The sequence below is a fragment of the Fulvimarina uroteuthidis genome (assembly GCF_034321785.1).
Lineage (GTDB): Bacteria > Pseudomonadota > Alphaproteobacteria > Rhizobiales > Rhizobiaceae > Fulvimarina > Fulvimarina uroteuthidis.
On record NZ_JAXLPB010000006.1, the window covers coordinates 173,052 to 197,463 of the forward strand.

Annotated in this window: 22 protein-coding genes; 12 read left to right on the forward strand and 10 right to left on the reverse strand. The window is 63.3% G+C overall.

Annotated elements, in window-relative coordinates; translation table 11 throughout:
• The first annotated feature begins 155 nt into the window (after positions 1 to 155).
• The 4 genes from U0C82_RS16945 to treY all read left to right on the forward strand — a co-directional run bounded on the left by U0C82_RS16945 (position 156) and on the right by treY (position 8,080).
• Positions 156 to 1,235 (forward strand): zinc-binding metallopeptidase family protein, encoded by a 1,080-nt coding sequence (locus tag U0C82_RS16945; protein ID WP_322188777.1) that lies wholly within the window; start codon positions 156 to 158, stop codon positions 1,233 to 1,235.
• Between the two features lie 424 nt (positions 1,236 to 1,659).
• A complete protein-coding gene (gene treZ, locus U0C82_RS16950; protein WP_322188779.1) occupies positions 1,660 to 3,537 on the forward strand; it encodes a malto-oligosyltrehalose trehalohydrolase in 1,878 nt (625 codons plus the stop codon).
• Complete coding sequence (gene malQ / locus U0C82_RS16955) at positions 3,534 to 5,390, forward strand: 4-alpha-glucanotransferase (protein ID WP_322188780.1); 1,857 nt, start codon at positions 3,534 to 3,536, stop codon at positions 5,388 to 5,390. Before treZ ends, malQ begins: the two co-directional genes overlap by 4 nt.
• On the forward strand, positions 5,387 to 8,080 hold the full coding sequence (gene treY / locus U0C82_RS16960) for a malto-oligosyltrehalose synthase (protein WP_322188782.1): 2,694 nt from the start codon (positions 5,387 to 5,389) through the stop codon (positions 8,078 to 8,080). The genes malQ and treY overlap by 4 nt, the downstream gene beginning before the upstream one ends.
• Before the next feature lie 353 nt (positions 8,081 to 8,433).
• Here treY and coaA read toward each other — a convergent pair whose 3' ends face one another.
• From coaA to hisF, 3 genes are read right to left on the reverse strand one after another with little or no spacing between them, the layout of a single operon-like run.
• Complete coding sequence (gene coaA / locus U0C82_RS16965) at positions 8,434 to 9,393, reverse strand: type I pantothenate kinase (protein WP_322188784.1); 960 nt, start codon at positions 9,391 to 9,393, stop codon at positions 8,434 to 8,436.
• Positions 9,393 to 9,740: a phosphoribosyl-ATP diphosphatase gene (locus U0C82_RS16970; protein ID WP_322188786.1), complete on the reverse strand. Its 348-nt coding sequence runs from the start codon at positions 9,738 to 9,740 to the stop codon at positions 9,393 to 9,395. Before U0C82_RS16970 ends, coaA begins: the two co-directional genes overlap by 1 nt.
• Positions 9,741 to 9,769: 29 nt before the next feature.
• Positions 9,770 to 10,573, reverse strand: a complete 804-nt coding sequence (gene hisF, locus U0C82_RS16975; RefSeq protein WP_322188788.1) for an imidazole glycerol phosphate synthase subunit HisF — start codon at positions 10,571 to 10,573, stop codon at positions 9,770 to 9,772.
• A 326-nt stretch (positions 10,574 to 10,899) separates the two neighbouring features.
• Here hisF and U0C82_RS16980 point away from each other — a divergent pair, with 326 nt between their 5' ends.
• Positions 10,900 to 11,805 carry an alpha/beta fold hydrolase gene (locus U0C82_RS16980; RefSeq protein ID WP_322188790.1) on the forward strand — a complete coding sequence of 302 codons (906 nt, stop codon included), beginning with the start codon at positions 10,900 to 10,902 and terminating at the stop codon, positions 11,803 to 11,805.
• A 6-nt stretch (positions 11,806 to 11,811) separates the two neighbouring features.
• Here the strand turns inward: U0C82_RS16980 and U0C82_RS16985 are convergent, their stop codons facing one another.
• The 6 genes from U0C82_RS16985 to hisB form a co-directional block, all read right to left on the reverse strand.
• Positions 11,812 to 12,102: a hypothetical protein gene (locus U0C82_RS16985; protein ID WP_322188792.1), complete on the reverse strand. Its 291-nt coding sequence runs from the start codon at positions 12,100 to 12,102 to the stop codon at positions 11,812 to 11,814.
• Positions 12,099 to 12,464, reverse strand: a complete 366-nt coding sequence (locus U0C82_RS16990) for a hypothetical protein (protein WP_322188794.1) — start codon at positions 12,462 to 12,464, stop codon at positions 12,099 to 12,101. The genes U0C82_RS16985 and U0C82_RS16990 overlap by 4 nt, the downstream gene beginning before the upstream one ends.
• On the reverse strand, positions 12,461 to 13,195 hold the full coding sequence (hisA, locus tag U0C82_RS16995; protein ID WP_322188796.1) for a 1-(5-phosphoribosyl)-5-[(5-phosphoribosylamino)methylideneamino]imidazole-4-carboxamide isomerase: 735 nt from the start codon (positions 13,193 to 13,195) through the stop codon (positions 12,461 to 12,463). The genes U0C82_RS16990 and hisA overlap by 4 nt, the downstream gene beginning before the upstream one ends.
• Before the next feature lie 143 nt (positions 13,196 to 13,338).
• On the reverse strand, positions 13,339 to 13,992 hold the full coding sequence (hisH, locus tag U0C82_RS17000; RefSeq protein ID WP_322188797.1) for an imidazole glycerol phosphate synthase subunit HisH: 654 nt from the start codon (positions 13,990 to 13,992) through the stop codon (positions 13,339 to 13,341).
• A 40-nt stretch (positions 13,993 to 14,032) separates the two neighbouring features.
• Positions 14,033 to 14,536 carry a DUF2628 domain-containing protein gene (locus U0C82_RS17005; protein ID WP_322188798.1) on the reverse strand — a complete coding sequence of 168 codons (504 nt, stop codon included), beginning with the start codon at positions 14,534 to 14,536 and terminating at the stop codon, positions 14,033 to 14,035.
• Between the two features lie 37 nt (positions 14,537 to 14,573).
• Complete coding sequence (gene hisB / locus U0C82_RS17010) at positions 14,574 to 15,182, reverse strand: imidazoleglycerol-phosphate dehydratase HisB (protein WP_322188800.1); 609 nt, start codon at positions 15,180 to 15,182, stop codon at positions 14,574 to 14,576.
• Positions 15,183 to 15,350: 168 nt separating this feature from the next.
• Here hisB and zapE point away from each other — a divergent pair, with 168 nt between their 5' ends.
• A complete protein-coding gene (gene zapE, locus U0C82_RS17015; RefSeq protein WP_322188802.1) occupies positions 15,351 to 16,526 on the forward strand; it encodes a cell division protein ZapE in 1,176 nt (391 codons plus the stop codon).
• A 9-nt stretch (positions 16,527 to 16,535) separates the two neighbouring features.
• On the opposite strand, the gene U0C82_RS17020 is transcribed toward zapE, so the two are convergent.
• Entirely contained in the window at positions 16,536 to 17,687 is a 1,152-nt protein-coding gene (locus tag U0C82_RS17020; RefSeq protein WP_322188804.1) for a diguanylate cyclase domain-containing protein, read from the reverse strand.
• A gap of 727 nt (positions 17,688 to 18,414) precedes the next feature.
• On the opposite strand from U0C82_RS17020, the gene mdh reads away from it, so the two are divergent.
• The 6 genes from mdh to U0C82_RS17050 form a co-directional block, all read left to right on the forward strand.
• Positions 18,415 to 19,377 carry a malate dehydrogenase gene (gene mdh / locus U0C82_RS17025; RefSeq protein WP_322188806.1) on the forward strand — a complete coding sequence of 321 codons (963 nt, stop codon included), beginning with the start codon at positions 18,415 to 18,417 and terminating at the stop codon, positions 19,375 to 19,377.
• Between the two features lie 79 nt (positions 19,378 to 19,456).
• Positions 19,457 to 20,647, forward strand: coding sequence for an ADP-forming succinate--CoA ligase subunit beta (sucC, locus tag U0C82_RS17030; RefSeq protein WP_322188808.1), 1,191 nt, complete (start codon positions 19,457 to 19,459; stop codon positions 20,645 to 20,647).
• Between the two features lie 584 nt (positions 20,648 to 21,231).
• Positions 21,232 to 21,603 carry a 30S ribosomal protein S12 gene (gene rpsL, locus U0C82_RS17035; protein ID WP_116681349.1) on the forward strand — a complete coding sequence of 124 codons (372 nt, stop codon included), beginning with the start codon at positions 21,232 to 21,234 and terminating at the stop codon, positions 21,601 to 21,603.
• A 33-nt stretch (positions 21,604 to 21,636) separates the two neighbouring features.
• Positions 21,637 to 22,107, forward strand: a complete 471-nt coding sequence (gene rpsG, locus U0C82_RS17040) for a 30S ribosomal protein S7 (protein ID WP_322188810.1) — start codon at positions 21,637 to 21,639, stop codon at positions 22,105 to 22,107.
• A 30-nt stretch (positions 22,108 to 22,137) separates the two neighbouring features.
• Positions 22,138 to 24,228 (forward strand): elongation factor G, encoded by a 2,091-nt coding sequence (gene fusA, locus U0C82_RS17045; RefSeq protein WP_322188812.1) that lies wholly within the window; start codon positions 22,138 to 22,140, stop codon positions 24,226 to 24,228.
• A 61-nt stretch (positions 24,229 to 24,289) separates the two neighbouring features.
• Positions 24,290 to 24,412, forward strand: a 123-nt coding sequence (locus tag U0C82_RS17050) for a GTP-binding protein (protein ID WP_322188817.1), incomplete at its 3' end; no start/stop codon positions are given.

The window sequence follows — 24,412 nt, forward strand, 5'->3', positions numbered from 1 at the left end:
CTTTCGTGCATCGCGACAAGGGGCAGGTCCGCATGGCTTTTCCGCGAAACCGCACAATCTGTCGGCACGACGCGATGCCATCGGGAACGATGAAGCCTATCTTGCAGTTAAACGCGCTCGGACGTGCTCCCCCACCGTGTCCCAAGGACCTGAGAATGAAACTGTTTTCCTGCCCATCCTGTAATCAGGTCGTTTTCTTCGAAAACGTCGTCTGCGAGAAATGCGGCCATTCGCTCGGCTACGCCGCCAATTCCGACGAGATGATCTCGCTCGATCCCGATCACGGGATATGGAAGGCGGCCGGCACCAACGGTGCGGGTAAGAGCTGGAAATATTGCGACAATTACCAGTATGGCGTCTGCAACTGGTTGGTCGATGGCGAAAGCCCGAACAAATATTGCAAGGCCTGCGCGCACAATGTCACCGTGCCGGACACCTCCAACCCGGAAAACGTCCGCCTCTGGGGCCAGATGGAAATCGCCAAGCGCCGCCTGTTCTATGCGATCGAACGTCTCGGGCTGCCTCTCGTCACCCGCGACGAGCACGAAGAGGGCCTCGGTTTCGACTTCCTTGCCGAGGACGACAGCGTCAAGGGGAACGTGATGACCGGCCACGATCTCGGTCTGATCACCATCGCGCTGGCCGAAGCCGACGATGCGGAGCGCGTGAAGCGGCGCGAATCCATGGGCGAGCCCTACCGCACGCTGCTCGGGCATTTTCGGCATGAAGTCGGCCACTGGTACTGGGATCGCATCGTTCGCGACGGCAATCCCGGCGCCCTCGAGGCCTGCCGCGCCGTATTCGGCGACGACACCGAGGATTACGGCGAAGCGCTGAAGCGTCATTACGAGAACGGGCCGAAACCGAACTGGCAGGACGAATATGTCTCGTCCTATGCCGGCGCCCATGCCTGGGAGGATTTCGCCGAGACCTGGGCGCACTATCTCCACATCGTCGATACGTTGGAAGTCGGCCACAGTTTCGGCGTCGTCGTCGACCCGCGGGTCGCCGACCAGGGGCTCCTGACGACCCGGATCGACTTCGATCCCTATGCGCGGGAGACAAGCATCGAGCAACTGACCGATGCCTGGTTTCCGCTGTCGGCTTCCCTGAACTCATTCAATCGCGCCATGGGACACAACGATCTCTACCCGTTCGTCCTTTCGCCTGCCGTTGTCGCCAAGCTCGGCTTCATGCACGATCTCGTCAGGAGGCGTGCCGGCCAGGCCGGCTAGGCCGTCGCGTCGCTCAGGGACGTGGATCCCGGGATCGCCGGATCGTCCGACGCCTTACGATGACATCGGTGGTGTCCGAGCGGAGAGGCGTGATCGGCCCGACGATGCGGGAGCTTAAGGCTGGCGACCGCATGGCGATGTCGGGCGCTTCCCGGCTGGCGTGCGTCCGGCCCACCCTGGCCGGACCTGTCCCCGCCAGCGCCGCGTGCGGTCGTCAGGGCATTCGGCGCGCGGCCGTCAACAGCATGCATCGCCGAGGCGCGATAAAAATCATCCAGCTTCGGACTGGAACTCGTTCGCCATGTGTTCACTTACTTCGACAGGCGGGGGCGTCCGTTGCGATGCCGCCGGATTGCAACATCGACAAGGCTCGTCCGCGCCGAAACGCCGGGCCGAGAAGGGCATGCGTAGACCGATGACTGCCATGAATGACGGATTTACCTTCGATACCGCATGGGGACCGAAACTGACCGGCGAGGGCGCGGAATTCCGGCTCTGGGCGCCCTCCGCCCCGTCGCTCGAGCTCGCGATCGGAGATGCCGGCGGCAAGCCCGTCGACTTCCTTCCCATGGAGAAGGACGATGCCGGCTGGTGGCGCCTGTCGACAGGCAGGGTCGGCGTCGGCGGTGCCTACGGATTTCGCCTCGACAATGGCATGGTGGTGCCGGATCCGGCCTCGCGAAGGCAGTTCGGTGACGTCCATTCGCTTTCGATCCTGACCGATCCGAAATCCTATCGGTGGACGACGCCGGAATGGAACGGCCGGCCTTGGGAAGAGACCGTCTTCTACGAATTGCACACCGGGACGTTTTCGGATGATGGCACGTTCGCCGGCATCGAGGGCAAGCTCGATTTCCTCAAATCGGTCGGCGTGACGACGATCGAGATCCTGCCCGTCGCTCAGTTCATGGGTCGGCGGGGCTGGGGCTATGACGGCGTGCTGCTCTACTGCGCGCACGAGGCCTATGGCGGTGACGAAGGTCTGAAGCGGTTGATAGACGCGGCGCACTCGCGCGGTCTCAGCGTGTTTCTCGACGTCGTCTACAATCATTTCGGACCGGACGGGAACTATATCGGCGCCTATGCGCCCGAATTCTTCCACGAGGAGATCAGCACGCCCTGGGGGCCGGCGATCGCCTATGACGAAGAACCCGTTCGACAGTTCATGATCGAGAACGCGCTCTACTGGCTAGGGGAATTCCGCTTCGACGGATTGCGGCTCGACGCGATCGACTCGATCAAGGACACCACCGAAACGCCGCTCGTCGAGGAACTCGCACGCGCCGTGCGCAAGACGTTCCCCGGCCGCCATGTCCATTTGACGAGCGAGGACGACCGGAACATCGTCTGGCATATCGAACGCGGCGACAACGGTCAGCCGAAGCTGATCTCGGGCGAATGGAACGACGATTTCCACCATACGATCCACGTTCTGGCGACCCACGAGAAGGAGGCCTATTACGCCGACTATACGCGCAAGAGCGTCTCGCAGCTTGCCAAGTCGCTGGCGACCGGCTTCGTCTACCAGGACGACTTCTCCCCGGTGCGCGACAAGAAGATCGGCCATGCGTCCGACGAACTCCCGCCGACGGCCTTCGTCAACTTCATCCAGAATCACGACCAGATAGGCAACCGCGCGTTCGGCGAACGGCTGACGGACCTGGCTTCGCGGCGCATCGTGGAATGTGCGCAGGCGATCCTTCTTCTGTCGCCCCAGATCCCGCTGCTGTTCATGGGCGAAGAGTGGGGAGAGACCCATCCCTTCTGTTTCTTCACCGATTTCCACGGCGAACTCGGCGATGCGGTGCGCGAGGGACGGCGCGCCGAATTCGCAAAGTTCACGGCATTCCATGCGGCCGACACCCGCGAACTGATCCCCGACCCGAACTCCCCGACGACCTTCGCGGCCTCAAAGCTCGACTGGTCCGTCCTGGAGCGTCCGAACCGCCGCGTGCGGCTGGAACAGGTGAAACGACTTCTGAAGATCCGGCATGAGAAGATCGTGCCGTTGCTCAAGCATATTCCCAAGCGGAGCGGCTCCTACTACACCTCGCCCGAAACGCTCGCCTTTGCCGTGGCGTGGACGCTTCAGGACGGCAAGGTCCTTCACCTGTTCGCCAATCTCAGCGACGATCCCTGGCCGATGCCGAACGCCCTGACCAAGGCGGACCTCACCTCCGGCGAACTCGTTCATTCCTATCCGTCCGATGCGGACGAAATGCTCGCGACAGGGACGCTGCCGGCGTCTTCGGTCGTCTTCCGCCTGTCCGACCAGTTCCTGATTTCCGGAGTTGCATCTTGAGCCAATCCCTGGACGATCTTGCCGAAAGTCACGGCATCCAGACCGTTTTCAAGTCCGAGATGGGCGAGCGAAAGGAGATTTCGGACGATGCGAAACGCGCGCTGCTGAAGGTTCTGTCCGTCGATCCGGACAAGGGTGAGGCCGGACATTTCGCCAAGGCCACCCAGACGCCCGAAAAAATCTGCGCGCTTCCGCCGATCGTCTCCGAGCACCGCCGCTGGGGCATTGCGTGCCAGCTTTACGGCCTGCGATCGGCGCGCAATCTCGGAATCGGAGACTTCGAGGATCTGGCGCGCTTCGCCGTGATGGCAGCGCAGCGCGGCGCCTCCTTCGTCGGGGTCAATCCCCTGCACGCCCTCTTCATGGCCGATGGCGGACGGTTCTCCCCCTATTCGCCGTCGACGCGGCGTTTCAACAACCCGCTCTACCTCGCGATCGACCGGATCGAGGGGGGACAGGATGTCATCGACGATCTGCGGCGCGCCGCGCCGGATCTTTTCGACGGGCTCGACGGCGAACTTGTCGACTATCCTGCCGTGTGCCGGCTGAAGGGCCGTCTCCTGCGCGACGTCTTCGACAGGCGAAGAGATGAGATCGTCGCCACGCAGGCCTTCGAACGGTTCGTCTCGACCGGCGGCCGCACGCTGCACGACTTCGCGCTTTTCGAAGCGATCTCGATGGCCGAAGTCGCGCAAGGCGGCCATGCCGGCTGGCACAACTGGCCGCTCGACCTGCAGGATAGGTCGAGCGATGCGGTCGCTGCCTTCGACCGCGACCATGCCGAGGACGTGCTGTTTCACAAATGGCTGCAATTCGAGGCCGACGAGCAGATCGCCGGCGTACAGGCACGGGCGAAGTCCGAAGGCATGGCGATCGGCCTCTATCTCGACCTGGCCGTGGGCGTCACTCCGGACGGCGCCGAGACCTGGGCCGATCCCGAACTCACGGTCGGTTCGGCCCGCGTCGGCTCGCCGCCCGACATGTTCAATTCCTCAGGCCAGGATTGGGGCCTCGCCCCGTTATCGCCCAAGGCTCTGGCCGAACGGGACTACAGGCCGCTGCGCAACGCGTTCGGCCAGTTGACGCTGCACGCCGGCGCGGTGCGGATCGATCATGCGATGGGCCTTGCGCGGCTGTGGTGGATTCCCGAGGGAATGCCCTCGTCGGAAGGCGGCTATGTCCGCTATCCGCTCGGAGAGATGATCGACGCGGTCGCCGATACCTCGAACGCGAACCATTGTCTGGTGATCGGGGAAGATCTCGGCACGGTACCGGACGGCTTTCGCGAAACGATGGAGGAGGCGAACATCCTCTCCTATCGGGTTCTTTACTTCGAGCGGCGTCACGAAGCCTTCATCTTGCCCTCGCACTATCCCCGCATGGCGCTTGCCTGCATCTCGACCCATGATCTGGCGCCGCTGGCGGGCTGGTGGCAGGGCACCGACATCAAGCTGCGGGAGGAGGCGGGGACGCAGGACGCGGCGGCCAGCGAGCGAGATTTCAAGGGCCGGCAGGAAGAGCGGATCGATCTTCTCGTGGCGTTGCGCCTTGTCGGCCTGATCCCCCACGACTACGAAAGCATGCTGAACGGCGACGCGCCGCTTTCCAACGAATTGAACCAGGTTCTGAGCGAGGCGATCCACCGGTTCGTGGCACGCACGCCGTCCCTTCTGTTCACCGTACAGCTGGAGGACATGCTGGGCGCGACCCACCAGCCCAATCTTCCAGGCACGACCGACCAGTATCCAAACTGGCGCATCCGGCAGGACGTGGCGCTCGAGGATCTCGATGATCACGAGCGCTTTCAGAGCCTTGCACGAGCAATGCGCGAAGAAAGGCCAAATCATTCATGAGCGCACCGCTCGTCGCGACATACCGCCTCCAGTTCCGCGAAGGCACGGACTTCTCCACCGCCCGCGATCTCGCGGGCTACTGGAAGAAGCTCGGAATCAGTCACCTTTATGCGTCGCCCATCTTCGCGGCCTCCGAAGGCTCGACGCACGGATACGACGTCACCGACTATAATTCGCTCGAGGAGGAGCTCGGCGGCATTTCCGGTTTTACCGAAATGTCGAACGCCCTTTCGTCGAGCAATATCGGCCTGATCCTTGATTTCGTTCCGAACCATATGGGCGTTTCCCCCCGCAATCACTGGTGGGAAGACGTTCTGCGATGGGGCGAGGAAAGCCGCTACGCCTACACGTTCGACATCGCCTGGGAAGCCAGACGCATCCTCGTTCCCGTCCTCGGCAAGCCTTACGGCGATGCGCTCGAAGCCGGCAACCTGACGGTCGTCCTCGACGAGGCGACACCATCGCTGCGCTTCGACGCCGCGGGTTATGGCCTGCCGATCGATCCGCGCACCTACGGCCACGTCTTCGGTCTCATCGAACACGAGGAGCGCGACCGGCTGGTGCGCCGTTTTTCGGTTTCGACCCCGCCGGAAGCTGACGAACTGCGCGAGCGGCTGAGCGAGCATCTCGAGGAGGATCATTTCCGGGCGGCTCTCGATGCCGCGATCGACGCCATCAATTCGGACCGTCAGGCGCTGCATGCCCTGCACGAGGCGCAGGCATGGCGGCTGGCCTGGTGGCGGACGGCCCGCGAGCGCCTGACCTATCGCCGATTCTTCGAGATCGCCGACCTGATCGGCGTTCGCCAGGAAATGCGCCGGGTCTTCAGCGAGAGCCACCAGATGATCATCCGACTGGCGCGCGAGCGGCGGATCGACGGCATTCGGATCGATCATGTCGACGGGCTGGCCGATCCGAAGGCCTATCTGGAGGACCTCACCGAGGCGTTCCGATCGGTGCGGCGCAATCCGAGCGTCCATGTCGAGAAGATCCTGACCGGCGAGGAGCGGTTGCGCTCGTCCTGGGCGATCGACGGGACGACGGGTTACGAGTTCATCACCGCCTTGTCCGGTCTCTACGTCGACAGCTCCCGCGAGGACGGGATGAACGACGCCTACCAGACGTTCCTCGGCCGCACCGAAAACCTTCGATCGATGATCCTGTCCGAAAAGCGGTCGATCTTCGCGCGCAATCTCGCCGGCGAGCTTTCGGTCCTGACGGGCCTCGCACTCGACGTCGCCTCCCGGGGACTTGCGACGCGGGACCTTGGCCGCGATACGCTCGCGCGCTCGATCGTCGAGGTGGCGGCCGCCTTGCCGGTCTATCGCACCTATGGCTCGGTCGACGGTGTTCCGAATCGCGATATCGCCATCATCGACGAGGCGGTCGATCTGGCCATGAGCCGCCGCGAGGTGGAGGCCGACGAGCCGATCCAGTTCATCGGCAGGCTTCTGAAGCTCGATTTCGAGGATGGGGCGGACGTTGCCGGTGCCCTCAATTTCACCCGCAGGTTCCAGCAGACGACAGGCGCGGTGATGGCGAAGGCGGTCGAGGATACCGTTTTCTATCGCTACAACCGATTGATCGCGCTGAACGAGGTCGGGGGCGAACCCGACCAGTATGGCGGCGATACCGAAACGTTCCACGAAGCGATGCGCATCCGCACGCAGGATCAGCCACGCGGGCTGATGGCCACGACCACCCACGACACCAAGCGCGGCGAGGATGCCCGGGCGCGCATCTATACCCTGTCCGAAGCCCCCGGTCGCTGGCGCTCGCTGGTCTCGGGCTTTTCGGCGATCATGACCGAGTGGCGCAAGGACATCGAACCGGGCCTGTTCGCGCCTGATCCGGCGACCGAATGGGGGCTCTACCAGTCGCTGCTCGGCGTCCTGCCGACCGATTTCGATCCTGCCGACGCGGATCATTGCGCGGAGATCGCCGAACGTCTGACGGCATTTGCGGAAAAAGCCGTTCGCGAGGCGAAGCTGCATACGAGCTGGACCGCTCCGGCCGAGAAGTACGAGCGGACCCTCAAGGCGTTCGTCGAAGCCATGGTCGATCCGGAACAGGAGCTGATCGCGGAGTTCTGGGACAGCGTCCAGCCCTTCGTCGTCGCCGGCGCTCTCAACAGCCTCTCCCAGACGGCCATCAAGCTGACCGCGCCCGGCATTCCAGACATCTATCAGGGGACGGAATTCTACGATTTCTCTCTGGTCGATCCGGACAATCGCCGCGAAGTCGATTTCGGCGCCCGGATCGCCGCGCTCGAAGCGGACGATGAGCCGGCGGCACTGCTCGAGGATTGGCGCAGCGGGCGATTGAAGGCACGGATCACGGCCGCCGGCCTCGCGATGCGGATGGCCAGGCCAACCCTGTTCTCCAATGGACGTTACGAGGCGCTTCAGGTCGAAGGGCCGGCCGCGGCGTGGGTCGTCGCTTTCGCCCGCATCGACGAGGACGGCAATGCGGCGATCACGATCGCGCCGCGCATGGCCTTGTCGCTGCTTGACGGACAGGATCATCTCGCCATCGCCAGCCAGCGCTGGGCCGGAACGAGCCTGAAACTGCCGCAGGAGCTTTCGGGCAAGAGCTTTACCGATGCGGTGACCGGCGCGCAGTTTTCGGGCGAACGCCTCGATCTGTCCAAGGTTCTCGCCGTTCTGCCGCTCGCAATGCTCGTCGCCTAGGCGCTCGGCACATCCGATCGATCGTCAAGCGCCGTGTCCCTCGGGGGACACGGCGTTTTCGTTCGGCGGGCGTGCAGCGATGAGCGAGCCGTTTTTCGTATCCGACTCCCGGTGGCGAAAGACGCCGAAGAATGTCGTCAGGCGCAAAAAGACGGAAATGCGCTTGCGACCGGACGGCAATGTCATGAAACGGTTCGGGCGGTGCGGCCGGGCCGGTGCTCGTCGTCCGCTCACGGCGCGGCCTTCGGGCAATCGTGATCGCGGTCGCAAGGAGGGCCGGGCGCCGCGCCCGCCACCAGCCCGGCATGGGGACCCCTTGCGAGGCGATGTGCGAGAGCGATCCGTCGCTCCGGTCAGAGTTTGCGAAGCGCGACCTGCTCGGTCAGATGGTTGGGACCCTTTTTCAGGATCAGGTCCGCCCGTGGCCGCGTCGGCAGGATATTCTCGTGCAGGTTGACGGCATTGATGTTCGCCCAGAGATCCTCCGCGATCTGTCGCGCCTCGGCATCGGCGATCTTGGCGTAGCGATGGAAGAACGATTCTTCCTGCTGGAAGGCCGTCGTCCGCAGTTCCATGAACCGGTCGATATACCAGCGATGGATGTCGGTCTCCTCGGCATCGACATAGATCGAATAATCGAAGAAATCGGACACGAAGGGCACCGCCATCCCGTCGGGCGGCATCTTCTGCACCTGAAGCACGTTCAGGCCTTCGAAGATCAGGATGTCGGGCCGGTCGATGGTCTCGCGCTTGCCGGGCGTCACGTCGTAGTAGAAATGCGAATAGACCGGAGCGGTAACCCGCGGCGCTCCGGCCTTCACGTCGGACAGAAAGCGCAGGATCGCGTTGACGTCGTAGCTTTCCGGAAAGCCCTTGCGCCGCATCAGGCCCTTGGCCTCGAGAACCGCGTTCGGATAGAGAAATCCGTCGGTCGTGATGAGCGCGACTTTCGGGGAGGACGGCCAGCGCCCCAGAAGCAGTTGCAAAAGGCGGGCGGTCGTCGATTTTCCGACGGCGACCGAGCCCGCAATGCCGATCAGGAACGGCGTCTTCTGCGTCGATCCCTGCCCGGACAGGAATTTCTGCCGCTGCTCGAAGAGAAGCTGGGAGGCTTCCACATGGGCCGACAGGAGCCGTGACAGCGACAGATAGATCCGCTTGACCTCGTCGAGATCGACCGGGTCGTTCATGGAACGAATGCGTTCCAGTTCCTCGGCCGTCAGGGTCAGGGGCGTATCGGCGCGGAACTTCGCCCAGGCATTGGCCGAGAAGATCCGATAGGGCGAGAACGGCGTCGGCGCGAGCTGGTTCATCAGTCCTCTTGTCGACCGCCTGACGCCTGCGGCGTGCGCGACGCCTTCTCGGCAAGGCCGGTCATCGATGTTCGCCGTGCGAGTTCGGTCAGGACGCTTGCGACCGGAATGTTCTTGAGGTGCAGGGCGACGAGAAGATGGTACAGCATGTCCGCGCTCTCGGAGATGACCCGTTCCTCGTCTTCCGAGACGAGAGCGATGATCGTTTCGACCGATTCCTCGCCGAGCTTCTTGGCGACGTGGGCGACGCCCTTCTCCTTGAGCCTCGCCGTGTAGGATTCGTCGCGCGACGCCGCCGCGCGGGTCGCGACGATCGATTCCAGATCGGAGAGTGTGAAGTTCGTCATCAAGCTGTCATCCGATGGTCTTGCGCGAATCAGGCCGCGCTCGGCGGAATATCGGCGGGATCGAGCCGCATGGGAACCCCGGCTTTGGCCATATGCGCCTTCGCCTCGGCGATCGTATAGGTTCCGAAGTGGAAGATCGAGGCCGCCAGCACCGCCGCCGCGCCGCCTTTCGTGACGCCGTCGACCAGATGATCGAGGGTCCCGACCCCTCCCGAGGCGATGACCGGAACGGCGACCGCATCGCTGACCGCGCGCGTCAGGTCCAGATCGAAACCGGATTTCGTGCCGTCCCGGTCCATGGAGGTGAGGAGGATCTCGCCGGCGCCGAGCGAGACGACCTTGCGTGCGAATTCGATCGCATCGATGCCGGTTTCGCGGCGCCCACCATGGGTGAAGATCTCCCAACGACCTCCGGTGCCTTCGTCCTGCACGCGGCGGGCGTCGATCGCCACGACGATGCACTGGTCTCCGAATTTGTCCGCCGCTTCGCCGACGAATTCCGGCCTGAGGACAGCCGCGGTGTTGATCGAAACCTTGTCGGCGCCCGCCAGAAGCAGCTTGCGAACGTCGTCCACCGTGCGCACGCCGCCGCCGACGGTGACCGGCATGAAGCACTGCTCCGCGGTCCGGCGCACCACGTCGACGATCGTCTCGCGCTCGTCGGACGAAGCGGTGATGTCGAGAAAGCAGAGTTCGTCCGCCCCGGCGGCGTCGTAGGCCCGCGCCGCTTCCACCGGATCGCCGGCATCGATCAGGCCTTCGAAATTGACGCCCTTCACGACGCGGCCGTCCTTCACGTCGAGGCAGGGAATGATGCGCGCTTTGAGTGTCATGGGTCGTGCGTCCGGTTCTTCGAGGAAGACGAGGGCCTTTCTCGACGCTTATGCGACAGCGCGATGGAGATGGGCAAGCGTCGCGCCGCACCGACGTTCGTCGTGGCAAGTTGGCAGGACGGCATCCGCCATTCTCGAAACGCAACGGCATGCCGATCGCCCATTCGCCGCATGGGCCGGGCGGCCAGGTCAGCGTGCCGGGCCGATCGTCGAACGCGCATCGGGCGAACGGTGCGTTTGCCCTTCAGTGCACGGTCTTGCCGAAGGGTTCGTCCGCATCCTCGATGATCATGGCTGGATGTTGCGCGTGCGCCGGTCTACCAACCTTGAAAAGCGCCGCGGGAACCGGGCGCGATACGAACGACCGGGACGAGATCGAATTGCCAGCGACCATGCCGTGCCAGTCTTCGACGAGGTCGATCGCGATCGCCGGCCTGTCCATGGTCTACGAGGATCATGACCGGGTTTCTGCCCGGCGCGTTCCGCTTCTGCTCCTGCATGGCGCGGTTCAGTCGCGCCGGGTCTGGAGCGCGCAGGCGGACGCGTTTGCAGGCGGCCGCCGGGTGATCGCGCCCGATCTGCGCGGCCACGGCGACACCCGTGGCGAGGCGGCGGATCTGTCGTTGGGACGCCATGCGGACGACATGATCGCGCTGCTCGATGCTCTGGCACTGCCGAAGGTCGTCGTGTGCGGCGTCTCGCTCGGGGGAATGGTGGCGCTGGAAATGGTGGCGCGCGCGCCGGACCGGATCACGGGCGTCGTTCTGGCCGATACGCCCTTGGCGCTTTCGATGACCGGTCTCGTGCGCGGCCTGATCGAGACCCTGGGTCCGCAGCGAATCCTCTGGCCGTTCTTCACGCTTCTGGGACGGCGCCGAACCGGCCGCCTCGGCCTTGCCATGGCCCGCCTGATCTTCGGCAAGAAGTGGGTCGGCAAGGCGGCGGGCGATCTCTTCGTCGAGGGGTTTTCGACGATGTCGCGCGAAGCCATCGTCGAAACCTACGCCGCGATCGTCGCCGCCGATCCGGTCGCCCTGGATATCGCCGACAGGCCGTGCCTGGTCATCGTCGGGCGATACGAGACCACGCTCGTCGTCTCACACGCCGGCGAGATCGCCCGCCGCCTCGGTCGTACCGAGATCGTTTCCGTCGAAGGCGGCCACGTGCCGAACGTCGACGCGCCAGAAGAATTCAACGCCGCGGTGATGCGGTTTCTGGAGAAAAGCGTCTGATCGCAGTCAAGACGCCAAACGATCGACTGACTGCGGATCCTTGATGAATTTCCAGACCGAGCGTGGCAGAAATCCCGCTCGCGAACCACGTTCGATCGACGTGATGAGAAACGGAGCCTTTGGCAAATGATGGCGAAGAGCATTCGCTACGGACTTGGCATCGTGTTCCGAAACGATCGCGACGCTTCCTGGGAAAAACGCATACCAGTTCGCTATTTCTTCCATAGCATCGATTGTAGACAGCAATGTTCGACGGTCATATCGATCCGTATCGAATGTTAGCAGATACGCGTTCACTCTTCAGCCTCGTCGGATTCCACGTATGACTCTATCGGCGGCTTCTTCTCGATCTGGTGTTTGCCGCCACCGCCTTTCCGTTCGAGATATTGCAGTTTTCGGTGCTCCAGAACAAACTCTTCTGACTGAAGCCGGTCGCGATCAGAGAACAAGAATATATAATATCCGACGATCGTGGCCAAGACTGGCAGGATGGCAACCGCCGTGAAAATCACCCCCGTGATGCTTTCAAAATCAGCCAGCCACGCAAACAGCAGAAACACGGGAGTGGCTACTGCCGTCAGCCACAGCATGGGGTTCAGAGCGTTGCGCACCCTCACGATCTCGGCGCGTGATATCGCCTGTTCGAAAATTTCCTTCATCGTTTCAGGACGTCCAGCGCTTCGGCCGCATCGATGCGGCCGTCGTAGAGCGCGCGGCCGGAGATCGCGCCTTCGAGCCGGACCGCGTCCGGCATGGTCATGCGAACGATGTCGGCCATGGAAGCAAGGCCGCCCGAGGCGATGACGGGGATCGAGACCGCCTCGGCCAGATCGATCGTGGCGGGCCAGTTGATGCCGGCCAAAACGCCGTCCCGGTCGATATCGGTGTAGATGACGGCCGCCACCCCCGCATCCTCGAAACGGCGGGCGAGATCGACCGCCGTCAGCTCGGATGTTTCCGCCCAGCCTTCCACGGCGACCCGTCCGCCCTTGGCGTCGATGCCGACGGCGATCCGGCCGGGAAACCGCTTCGCCGCCCGTTTGACGAGATCGGGATCGCGGACGGCGATCGTGCCGAGGATCACCCGGGCAAGGCCCTTGCCCAGCCAGCGCTCGATGTCGTCCATCGTGCGGATGCCGCCGCCGAGCTGGACTTTCATGTCCTGGCCCACGGCCTCGATGATCGCGTCCACCGCGCTACCATTGACCGCTTCGCCCTTGAACGCGCCGTTGAGGTCGACGACGTGCAGGTGGTCGAAGCCCATGTCGCGGAACGAACGCGCCTGGGCGGCCGGATCCTCGTTATAGACCGTCGCCTGATCCATCAGGCCGAGCTTCAGACGAACGCAGGCACCATCCTTGAGGTCGATGGCGGGGAAGAGAATGGGCATGGTGAAGCCTTGTTCGGATCGATCGGAGTTTGGGGCATGCCGCAGGGCGCGTCAGGCGTCGTGGCCGGCAATCGGGACGAGAGGACGGTTTTGCCGCTTGCGCCGGAACGTCCGGCCCGCCGTCCGATGGGAATACGCAATCTTCAAGGTGCCCAGCTGAGGAAATTGGAGATGAGTTTCAGGCCCAGCATCTGGCTCTTCTCGGGATGGAACTGGGTGCCCGCCTTGTTGCCGCTGGCCACCATGGCCGTGACCGGGCCGCCATAGTCGGTGCTCGCGACCAACTCGTCGCCGCGCGCCGCCGCAAGATGGTAGGAATGGACGAAATAGGCGTGCAGGCCGTGCGGCCCGGTCTCGATGCCGTCCAGCAGCCGGTGCGGCGTCGAGACGTCGAGCGTGTTCCAGCCGATCTGCGGGATCTTCAGAGCCGGATCGTCGGGCTGGATCTTCTCGACGTCGCCCTTCACCCATCCGAAACCCGGAGTCACGGCCTTTTCGAGACCGCGCTCGGCCATCAGCTGCATGCCGACGCAGATGCCGAGGAAGGGACGCGCATTCGTCTCCACCGCCTCCGTCAGGGCCTCGATCATGCCCGGCACCGCGTTGAGACCGCGTCGGCAGTCCGCATAGGCGCCGACGCCGGGCAGGACGATCCGATCGGCCTTGCGAACGGCGTCGGCATCGTCGGTGAGAAGAATGTCCGCGTCGATCCCGCTTTCGCGCGCCGCGCGCTCGAACGCGTTCGTCGCCGAGCGCAGGTTTCCCGAGCCGTAATCGATGATCGTGACCGTCTGCATTGTCGTATTCCGTCAAGGTCTGAATGGGGTGGGACGAGAATCAGGAAACCGGGTGCGCCCAGGGCAGGGCGGCCGCGTGCCTGTCTCCGGCGACCGGGGTCTGCCCGACCGGCCGACGCGTCTCGTCGTCGCTGCGCTCCGACGCCGGTGCGCGATCCCGGTCGTAATAGCGAAGCTCCGCCTCCGCGCGCCCGTCGGCATAAAGAACGGCAGCCATGCGCCAGCAGGTGCGCAGACGCTTGGCGATCAGAATGTTTCGCGCCTCGAGCCCGACGAGCAGGGCGAGCCCCGTCTGGGCGAACCAGGCGAAGACGCCGAAATCCTGCCACCAGCCGATCATGGCGATGGCGATGTAGAGCGCGAGGACCGTGATGCCGGCCAGCCAGAGCCGGTGCCAGAAGAGCCAGAGGAACAGGAAGAAGAAGGCGAGCGTGGAAAACGCGTCCTTCACGAACTGCGCCTCGGCCGTCGGCGCCGGGACCGCCTCGGCATCCGGTCCGGTCGCACTTGGCGGTTCGAGCACGACCCAGCGTTTCCCGCTCATCGCGAAAGGTCCGGGCGGCGATCGGCGAATTCCGGGATCATGCCAGCATGCCCTTGGTCGACGGAACCAGCTCGGCCTGCCTCGGATCGATGGAGACGGCTTCGCCGAGCACCCGCGCGACCGACTTGAAGCAGGTTTCGGCGATGTGGTGCGAATTCTCGCCGTACAGATTGGTGACGTGAAGGGTCAGTCCGGCGTTCTGCGCGAAAGCCTGGAAGAACTCGCGGACGAGCTCGGTGTCGAAGCCGCCGATCTTTGCGCGGGTGAACACGGCCGAGAAGACGAGGAACGGCCTGCCGGACACGTCGATCGCCGCACGCGTCAGGCACTCGTCCATTGCAAGGTCGAGCGACGCATAGCGCCGGATGCCGCGTCGCTCGCCCATGGCCTGGCGGATCGCCTGGCCGAGCGCGATGCCGGTGTCCTCCACGGTGTGGTGGTCGTCGATGTGAAGATCGCCGACGGCCTCGATCTCCATGTCGATCAGGGAATGGCGCGCCAGCTGGTCCAGCATGTGGTCGAAGAAACCGATGCCGGTGGAGATCTGCCCCTGTCCCGTGCCGTCGAGATCGACCCGGACGCGGATTTTCGTTTCCCGGGTCTCTCGCGTCACGCTCGCGTCGCGCCGTCCTTTGGTGCCGGCCATGTCCTGTCTCTCCGATCGAGGCTTTTCAAAGTGCTGTAGCACCACAAAATATGAACCGGCAAATGGGCGCCCGAATTCGCGCGAGGGTTCTTTTGCGCCGCAAACCTGCCTATGCATGCGTCTTGAGAAAAGTGGGTGCTGTTCTCGGCATGATTACCGGAGATCTGGATGGCCAATCCATCGAGCAGAACAGACCGCAAGCGCTGGGGCCCTGTCCGCGCCAAACTCGAACGACTCATCGAAACCGGCGAGATCGAGGCCGATCCTGCGCAGAAGCTTCTGGCCGACCGGCTCGACCGGCTCGACCACGATCTTTCCAATCGCTCGGTCGCGACCAAATCGAGCGCGCTGGGCTGGATGTTCGGGAAAAAGGGCAAGCCGGAAAAGGTCGACGGGCTCTACGTCTACGGCGCAGTCGGGCGCGGCAAGACCATGGTCATGGATATGTTCTACCGCCAGAGCTCGGTCTCCCGGAAGCGGCGGGTGCACTTCCACGCCTTCATGGGCGACGTCCACGACAGGATCACGGCGCATCGTTATCAGGTGAAGGAGGGAACCGCGTCGCAGGACGATCCGATCCCCCCCGTCGCCAGGCAGATCGCGGCCGAGAGCCTCCTCCTGTGCTTCGACGAGTTCTCCGTGACCGACGTGACGGATGCGATGATCCTGTCGCGCCTGTTCGAGGCGCTGTTCGCCGAAGGCGTGGTGCTGGTCGCGACCTCCAATGTCGATCCGGACGATCTCTACAAGGACGGTCTCAATCGCGGCCTGTTCCTCCCCTTCGTCGAAAAGCTCAAGGCGCATGTCGAGATCCTCGCGCTCGATGGCGGCGAAGACTATCGCATGGCGGCGATCGGAACCGACGATCTCTATATCACCCCGCTCGACGAGAATGCGGAAGGCCGCGTCGACAAGGTCTGGAATGCGCTCCTGTCCGGCGCAAGCGAGCATGCGGCCTCGCTCTCGGTGAAGGGACGCACCATCCAGGTGCCCCGTTCGGGCAACGGCGCCGCCCGGTTTTCGTACGAGGCGCTTCTCGGCCAGCCGCTCGGGGCGCAGGATTACATCGCCCTCGCCAAGCGGTTCCACACGGTCATCCTGGAAGGCGTTCCGGCGCTCACCAAGTCGGAGCGAAACGAGGCCAAGCGTCTGATCAACCTCGTCGATACGTTCTACGACGCGGGTCGAAGGCTGGTGATCTCGGCGGAGGTGCCGGCAAAGCAACTCTATTCCGCGCCTTCGGGAACGGAAAAGTTCGAGTTCGACCGGACCGTCTCGCGTCTCTTCGAAATGCGCGGCGACACCTACATGGCCGGCGACAGCGAGCCGGTTGAGCTCGCCTGACGGTTTCGATCAGGACGCGTTCGCGTAGAGCATGCGGGTCGCCACGTCGCCCGCACGGGAGGCGGGGGCATCGACGGGCTTCGGGGGGCGGTAGCTGCGCACGCAGTTTCGGCCGCTTTGCTTTGCGTCGTAGAGCGCGCTGTCGGCCTGCCGCAAAACGTCGTCCGGACTGCTGCCGGTACCGGCGGTGGCAAGGCCGACCGATGCCGTGACGGCGATCACGTCCCCGGTCCCTGTGCGCGGCCAGTCCTCGACCTGCCGGCGGATCCGTTCGGCGATGGCGCTGGCAGCATCGTGCGAGGTCTCCTTCAGGAGAACGACGAACTCCTCGCCGCCGAACCGCGCGACCGTTGCGGTCTCGCCCGCGGCAAGCTTCAGCTTGGCCGCGACGGCCTGCAGGACGAGGTCGCCGGCCGCATGCCCGTAACGGTCGTTGACCGCCTTGAAGTGATCGAGATCGATGATGAGGATGGAGTAGGGCGCGATCTCTTCAGCCTGGCCGAGCGATTCCACGGCCAGGTCGTAGGCGCGCCGGTTGGCGACCTTGGTCAGGGGATCGAAGCTTGCAAGGTCCAGGAGCTTGGCCTCGTGGCGGATCAGATGCTCCTCGCGCACCATCAGCGCGCCGAGAACCCAGGCCGAGACGATGCTGGAGGCCATCATGCTCCCCATCATCAGCGCCCGCGTCTCTTGCGGAAGCGCGCCGGGAATGAAGAGCACGACCGCGGCATGGGTCGCGATGCCGAGCCCGAGCATGAAGAGGCTGTAGGTCTCGACCCGGCCGTGCCGGAACAGGAGGTAATGCCAGCCAAGACCGGCGGCGCTGGCGGTGACGAGCGCGCATAATCCCGTCACCATGCCGTTTCCACCGAGCCAGAACCGGAAAATCCCCGTCGCGCTGCCGGCGATCAGGGCCGTGAACGGTCCCCCGAACGCCGCCCCGATCCCGACGATCAGCGAGCGGTTGTCGACGAAGACGCCGTTGCCGAGATCGGTCCGGTCCGCCAGTGCGAGCCCGGCGGCAAGCGCGGTCGCACACCCGAAAAGCATTCTCTGCTTGTGGACGCCAAAGCCACTTCGCCGAATCGCGCCATAGGCGATCGACAGCATCGCAAGCAGGCCGAGGCCTTCCAGATGCATCAGGATCAACTCGAAGTGCAAGCGTCCGTCCTTCGTGTCGTTCCCGGCCGTGCAACGCGCCTTGATGGTCGTCGCCTGTCGATCTCTCTACGAGGGCAAATGTAAACAAATGCCTATGGCGCGGTTCGCACACGATGAGGATCACGTATGACTGAGAAAACCATACGTTCCACTTATAAAATGTGGCGATGGCCGCCGTGTCTATTGGCCGCTTGTGTTCCCTGCAATCTGAGACGGCGTGTATACTCGCTGCCGAACGGTGCATCGCGCGTGGCGAACGGGTGCCGACATCCGCGTCTGCGTCCACGCACCGTTCCCGGCGGCGGATCACCGACGCGTTTTTCGCGTGGGACGCGCGCCCTTGCGCCAAATCCGACGGGTCGATTCCACCGCCGCGGTAAAAATAGTTGTGGCTGGCGTTTTCTGCTTGTGATCGTTGAGGCTTAGGTGCCGAGGGGAAAACGGCGCCGACCGATCTAACCGTTTGAAATGCCGGACGCTTATTTCGTCCCTGTTGCACCTGCCTGCCCCCCGGTCTATCCCGATCTTCTATTGATGATTGTCTCCATCGGGGAACGGTCCGTCCGGGCCGGATATTCCGGCAGGTTTGCAGTGCAATAATGTGAGCGGCGCGCTAAGTGTCGGCTCGAAAGCGTCGATGAAGCCGCCGGCGGCGGCGATATCGGCAAGGAATTTCGCGCGGAGCGCGCCGAATGCGTCCCGTCGCCAGACAAGGAGGACTCATATCTTGGCCCGCAATAAGATTGCATTGATCGGTTCCGGCATGATCGGCGGAACGCTCGCACACCTCGCCGGAATCAAGGACCTCGGAGACGTCGTTCTGTTCGATATTGCCCAGGGCACGCCCCAGGGCAAGGCGCTCGACATCGCGGAATCGGCCCCTGTCGACGGGTTTGACGGCGCCTTCTCCGGTGCGAACGACTATGCGGCGATCGAGGGCGCCGACGTGTGCATCGTGACCGCCGGCGTGCCCCGCAAGCCGGGCATGAGCCGCGACGACCTTCTCGGCACGAACCTCAAGGTCATGGAGCAGGTCGGGGCCGGAATCGCGAAATACGCGCCGGACGCGTTCGTCATCTGCATCACCAATCCACTCGACGCGATGGTCTGGGCGCTGCAGAAATTTTCGGGGCTGCCGAAGAACAAGGTCGTCGGCATGGCCGGCGTTCTCGACTCATCGCGCTTCCGGCATTTCCTCGCATCCGAGTTCAAGGTGTCCGTCGCCGACGTGACGGCCTTCGTTCTGGGCGGCCACGGCGACACGATGGTGCCGTTGAAGCGCTACTCCACCGTCGCCGGCATTCCGCTCACCGACCTCGTCAAGATGGGCTGGTGCACGCAGGAGCGCCTCGAGGAGATCATCCAGCGCACCCGTGACGGCGGCGCGGAGATCGTCGGCCTTCTCGGCAACGGCTCGGCCTATTACGCACCGGCCGCATCGGCGATCGCGATGGCCGAAGCCTATCTGAAGGACCGGAAGCGCGTCCTGCCCTGTGCCGCCGCGCTCAACGGCGAATACGGCCTTTCGGACATGTATGTCGGCGTTCCGTGCGTCATCGGCGAAGGCGGCGTCGAACGCGTGATCGAGATCGATCTGGTCGACGACGAGCAGAGCCAGTTCGACAAGTCCGTCGAGAGCGTCAAGGGCCTGATGGAAGCCTGCAGGGGCATCGCGCCGAACCTTCGCTGACGGATCAATTCTTCAACGGGGCTCGGGCGACCGCAGCCTCGTTTTTCTTAAGGCCTCGAGGAGGCACAAAGGGCACCACATGAACATTCACGAATACCAGGCCAAGCAGGTTCTCAAGAGCTTCGGCGCTCCCGTTGCCGAAGGCGTCGCCATCACGTCGGCGGACGAGGCCGAAAGCGCGGCGCGCTCTCTGCCGGGCCCTCTCTACGTCGTCAAGAGCCAGATCCATGCCGGCGGGCGCGGCAAAGGCAAGTTCAAGGAACTCGGACCGGATTCGAAGGGCGGCGTGCGCCTGTCGCGGTCGATCGAGGAGGTCGTCGCCAATGCCCGCGAAATGCTCGGCAACACGCTCGAGACCAAGCAGACCGGCGAGCAAGGCAAGCAGGTGAACCGCCTCTATATCGAGGACGGCGCAGACATCGACCGCGAACTCTATCTATCTTTGCTCGTCGATCGCGCCGTCGGCAAGGTCGCCTTCGTCGTCTCGACGGAAGGCGGCATGGATATCGAGGCCGTGGCGGAGGAGACCCCCGACAAGATCATCAACGTGCCGATCGCGCCCATGGACGGCGTGACACAGGACGACGCCGCGAAGATTTGCGATGCCCTGGAACTGACGGGGCAGGCGCGGGACGACGGCATGACCCTCTTCCCGATCCTCTACAAGGCGTTCACCGAGAAGGATATGAGCCTTCTCGAGATCAATCCTTTGATCGTCATGGAGAACGGCCGGCTGCGCGTGCTCGACGCGAAAGTCTCGTTCGATGGCAACGCGCTCTTCCGGCACCCGGACATCAAGGCGCTGCGCGACGAGACCGAAGAGGACGCCAAGGAAATCGAGGCGTCTAAGTACGATCTCGCCTATGTCGCTCTCGAAGGCGATATCGGCTGCATGGTGAATGGCGCCGGCCTTGCCATGGCGACGATGGACATCATCAAGCTCTACGGCAAGTCGCCGGCCAATTTCCTCGACGTCGGCGGCGGCGCGACCACCGAGAAGGTGACCGCGGCATTCAAGATCATCACCGCGGACCCCAACGTCAAGGGAATCCTGGTCAACATCTTCGGTGGCATCATGCGGTGCGACGTGATCGCCGAAGGTGTGGTGACCGCGGTGAAGGAAGTCGGTCTCAAGGTTCCGCTGGTGGTTCGCCTCGAAGGCACGAATGTCGAGAAGGGGAAGGCGATTCTCGACCAGTCCGGACTCGACATCACCTCGGCGGACGATCTCGACGACGCCGCCCAGAAAATCGTCAAGGCCGTCGGCTGAGGCTACGGTCCTGACTCAATGAACGTCGCGCCTGATCACGCATTCGATCGGGCGCGACGCAGAGCGCGGCGAGCGTCGTCCGCGCACGTCCTTGTCTCGGGCCTGTTGCGTCGATAGTTTGCTTTGCGAAATCAATGCCGTGAACCAAAGCATTCAGGTCTGGCTTCAACTGCTCCGTGCCGGGGTTTCGCGCCAAGGTGCCGGCTTCCCGATATCCGATAGACGGCGGCGCGCTGATCGACCCGCGCGCAATACACGCCTTTCCGGAAGGTGGCTTGACGCACATACGCAGAATCGTTAAGTACCGCCCAACAAAGCCGATGTGAGGCCGAATCTTCCTGTAGACGCCATGTCCGGGAGTCAGCGCGCCTCAAACAAGGTTTTTTGTTCACGAGACGAAAAACTCTCTGGCTCATGACCGCGTCCTGCGACTGCGGTCCTCTGGTTTTTACCGAGCGCCTTCTCTTCAACGGGAAATCGGCCGCTCGGTTTCGCGCATGACGATCCATCTGGATCGGCTCGCGTTTTGGATTTGGTTCGTTTCGAGGAATGCGAAACGAGAACGATGTAAGGGGAAGGTTGGAATGCCGACCATCAACCAGCTGATCCGCAAGCCGCGCGTACGGCCTGCAGAGCGAAACACGGTTCCGGCGCTTGAAGCCAACCCGCAGAAGCGCGGCGTTTGCACCCGCGTCTATACCACGACTCCGAAGAAGCCGAACTCGGCGCTTCGTAAGGTCGCCAAGGTTCGTCTCGTCAACGGATATGAAGTCATCGGCTACATTCCGGGCGAGGGCCACAATCTTCAGGAACACTCGGTCGTCATGATCCGCGGCGGACGCGTGAAGGATTTGCCGGGCGTTCGTTATCACATCATCCGCGGTGTGCTCGATACGCAGGGCGTGAAGAACCGTAAGCAGCGCCGGTCGAAGTACGGCGCGAAGCGTCCGAAATAATCGCGCAACCCAATCAAGTTGAAGAGCTGCTGAATGTCACGTCGCCACGCCGCCGAAAAACGCGAGATCAACCCGGACCCGAAGTTCGGCGATCTCGTCGTGTCAAAGTTCATGAACGCCGTGATGTATCACGGCAAGAAGTCCACCGCGGAGCGCATCGTCTACGGTGCGTTTGACACGGTCGAGGAGAAGACGCGCCAGGAGCCCGTCGCCATCTTCCACCAGGCGCTCGAGAACATCGCGCCGCACGTCGAGGTCCGTTCGCGCCGCGTCGGTGGTGCGACCTATCAGGTTCCGGTCGACGTCCGCCCCGAGCGGCGTCAGGCCCTGGCCATTCGCTGGCTGATCACGGCGGCCCGCAAGCGGAACGAGACGACCATGATCGATCGTCTGTCCGGTGAGCTGATGGACGCCGCCAACAATCGCGGAACTGCCGTGAAGAAGCGCGAAGATACGCATCGCATGGCCGATGCCAACCGCGCCTTCTCGCACTACCGCTGGTAATTTTAGCTTCGAACTAGAGAGACGAGCCCTATGGCACGCGAATATAAGATCGAAGACTACCGCAACTTCGGCATCATGGCCCACATCGATGCGGGCAAGACGACGACGACCGAGCGGATTCTCTACTACACCGGCAAGTCCCACAAGATCGGCGAAGTCCATGACGGCGCCGCGACGATGGACTGGATGGAGCAGGAGCAGGAGCGCGGGATCACGATCACCTCCGCTGCGACCACGACCTTCTGGGAAGGCCGCGACGGCAAGAAGCGCCGCTTCAACATCATCGACACGCCGGGCCATGTCGACTTCACCATCGAAGTCGAGCGCTCGCTGCGTGTTCTCGATGGCGCGATCGCGCTCCTCGACGCCAATGCCGGTGTCGAGCCGCAGACCGAGACCGTGTGGCGTCAGGCCGACAAGTACGAAGTTCCGCGGATGATCTTCGTCAACAAGATGGACAAGATCGGCGCCGATTTCTATCGCTGCGTCGAGATGATCAAGTCCCGTCTTGGTGCGCGTCCGATCGTGATCCAGCTGCCGATCGGTGCCGAGACCGAACTCAAGGGCGTCGTCGATCTCATCGAGATGAAGGCGCTTGTGTGGCGCGACGAAAATCTGGGTGCCGAGTGGGATATCGTCGAGATCCCCGAGGACATGAAAGAGCGTGCTGAAGAGTATCGCGAGCAGATGATCGAAGCCGCCGTCGAGGTCGACGAGGGCGCCATGGAGCGTTACCTCGAAGGCGAGATGCCGGGCAATGACGAGATCCGCAAGCTGATCCGCAAGGGCACCTGCGACGTCTGGTTCACGCCGGTTCTCTGTGGTTCGGCCTTCAAGAACAAGGGCGTCCAGCCCCTGCTCGACGCGGTCGTCGACTTCCTGCCGTCGCCGGTGGAGGTCAAGGCCATCAAGGGGATCGATCCGAAGACCGAGGAAGAGACGATCCGTCGCTCGGCCGACGACGAGCCGCTCTCGATGCTGGCCTTCAAGATCATGAACGATCCGTTCGTCGGCTCGCTCACCTTCGCTCGCATCTATTCCGGCGTGCTCACCAAGGGCACGTCCCTGACGAACACCGTCAAGGAGAAGAAAGAGCGCGTCGGCCGCATGCTGCAGATGCATTCGAACTCGCGCGAAGACATCGAAGAGGCGTTCGCCGGCGACATCGTCGCACTGGCCGGCCTCAAGGACACGACGACGGGCGACACGCTGTGCGATCCCCTGAAGCCGGTCATCCTGGAGCGCATGGAATTCCCCGATCCGGTCATCGAGATCGCCATCGAGCCGAAGACCAAGGCCGACCAGGAGAAGATGGGTCTGGCGCTCAACCGCTTGGCTGCCGAGGATCCGTCGTTCCGCGTGAAGACCGACGAAGAGTCCGGCCAGACGATCATCGCCGGCATGGGCGAGCTTCACCTCGACATTCTCGTTGATCGCATGAAGCGCGAGTTCAAGGTCGAGGCCAATATCGGTGCGCCGCAGGTTGCCTATCGCGAAACCATTTCGCGGGCTGCCGACGTCGACTACACCCACAAGAAGCAGACCGGTGGTACGGGCCAGTTCGCCCGCGTCAAGCTCTCCTTCGCTCCGGCCGAACTTGGCGAAGGCTTCACCTTCGAATCCAAGATCGTCGGTGGCTCGGTTCCCAAGGAGTATATTCCGGGCGTCGAGAAGGGCATTCTGTCGGTCATGGGTTCCGGCCCGATCGCAGGCTTCCCGATGGTCGACATCAAGGCTGAACTGACGGACGGCGCCTTCCACGACGTCGACTCCTCGGTCCTTGCCTTCGAGATCGCGGCGCGTGCCGCGTTCCGCGAAGCGATCCAGAAGGGCGGTCCGCGTCTTCTCGAGCCGATCATGAAGGTCGAGGTCGTCACGCCCGAAGATTACATGGGCGACGTCATCGGCGATCTGAACTCCCGCCGTGGCCAGATCCAGGGCACGGAAAATCGCGGCATCGTCCAGGCCGTCAACGCCTTCGTGCCGCTGGCGAACATGTTCGGTTACGTGAACACGCTCCGCTCGATGTCTCAGGGTCGTGCTCAGTACACGATGAGCTTCGATCATTACGAGCAGGTTCCGAACCAGGTCGCCGACGAGATCCAGAAGAAGTACGCCTGAGATCTCGCGAACAAGAATCCGGCTCCTTTGAGCCAACGTTTTTAGTGAATGGAGTGCCAAGATGGGCAAGAGCAAATTCGAGCGTAACAAGCCGCACGTGAACATCGGGACGATCGGTCACGTCGATCACGGCAAGACGAGCCTGACGGCTGCGATCACGAAGTTCTTCGGCGAGTACCGCGCC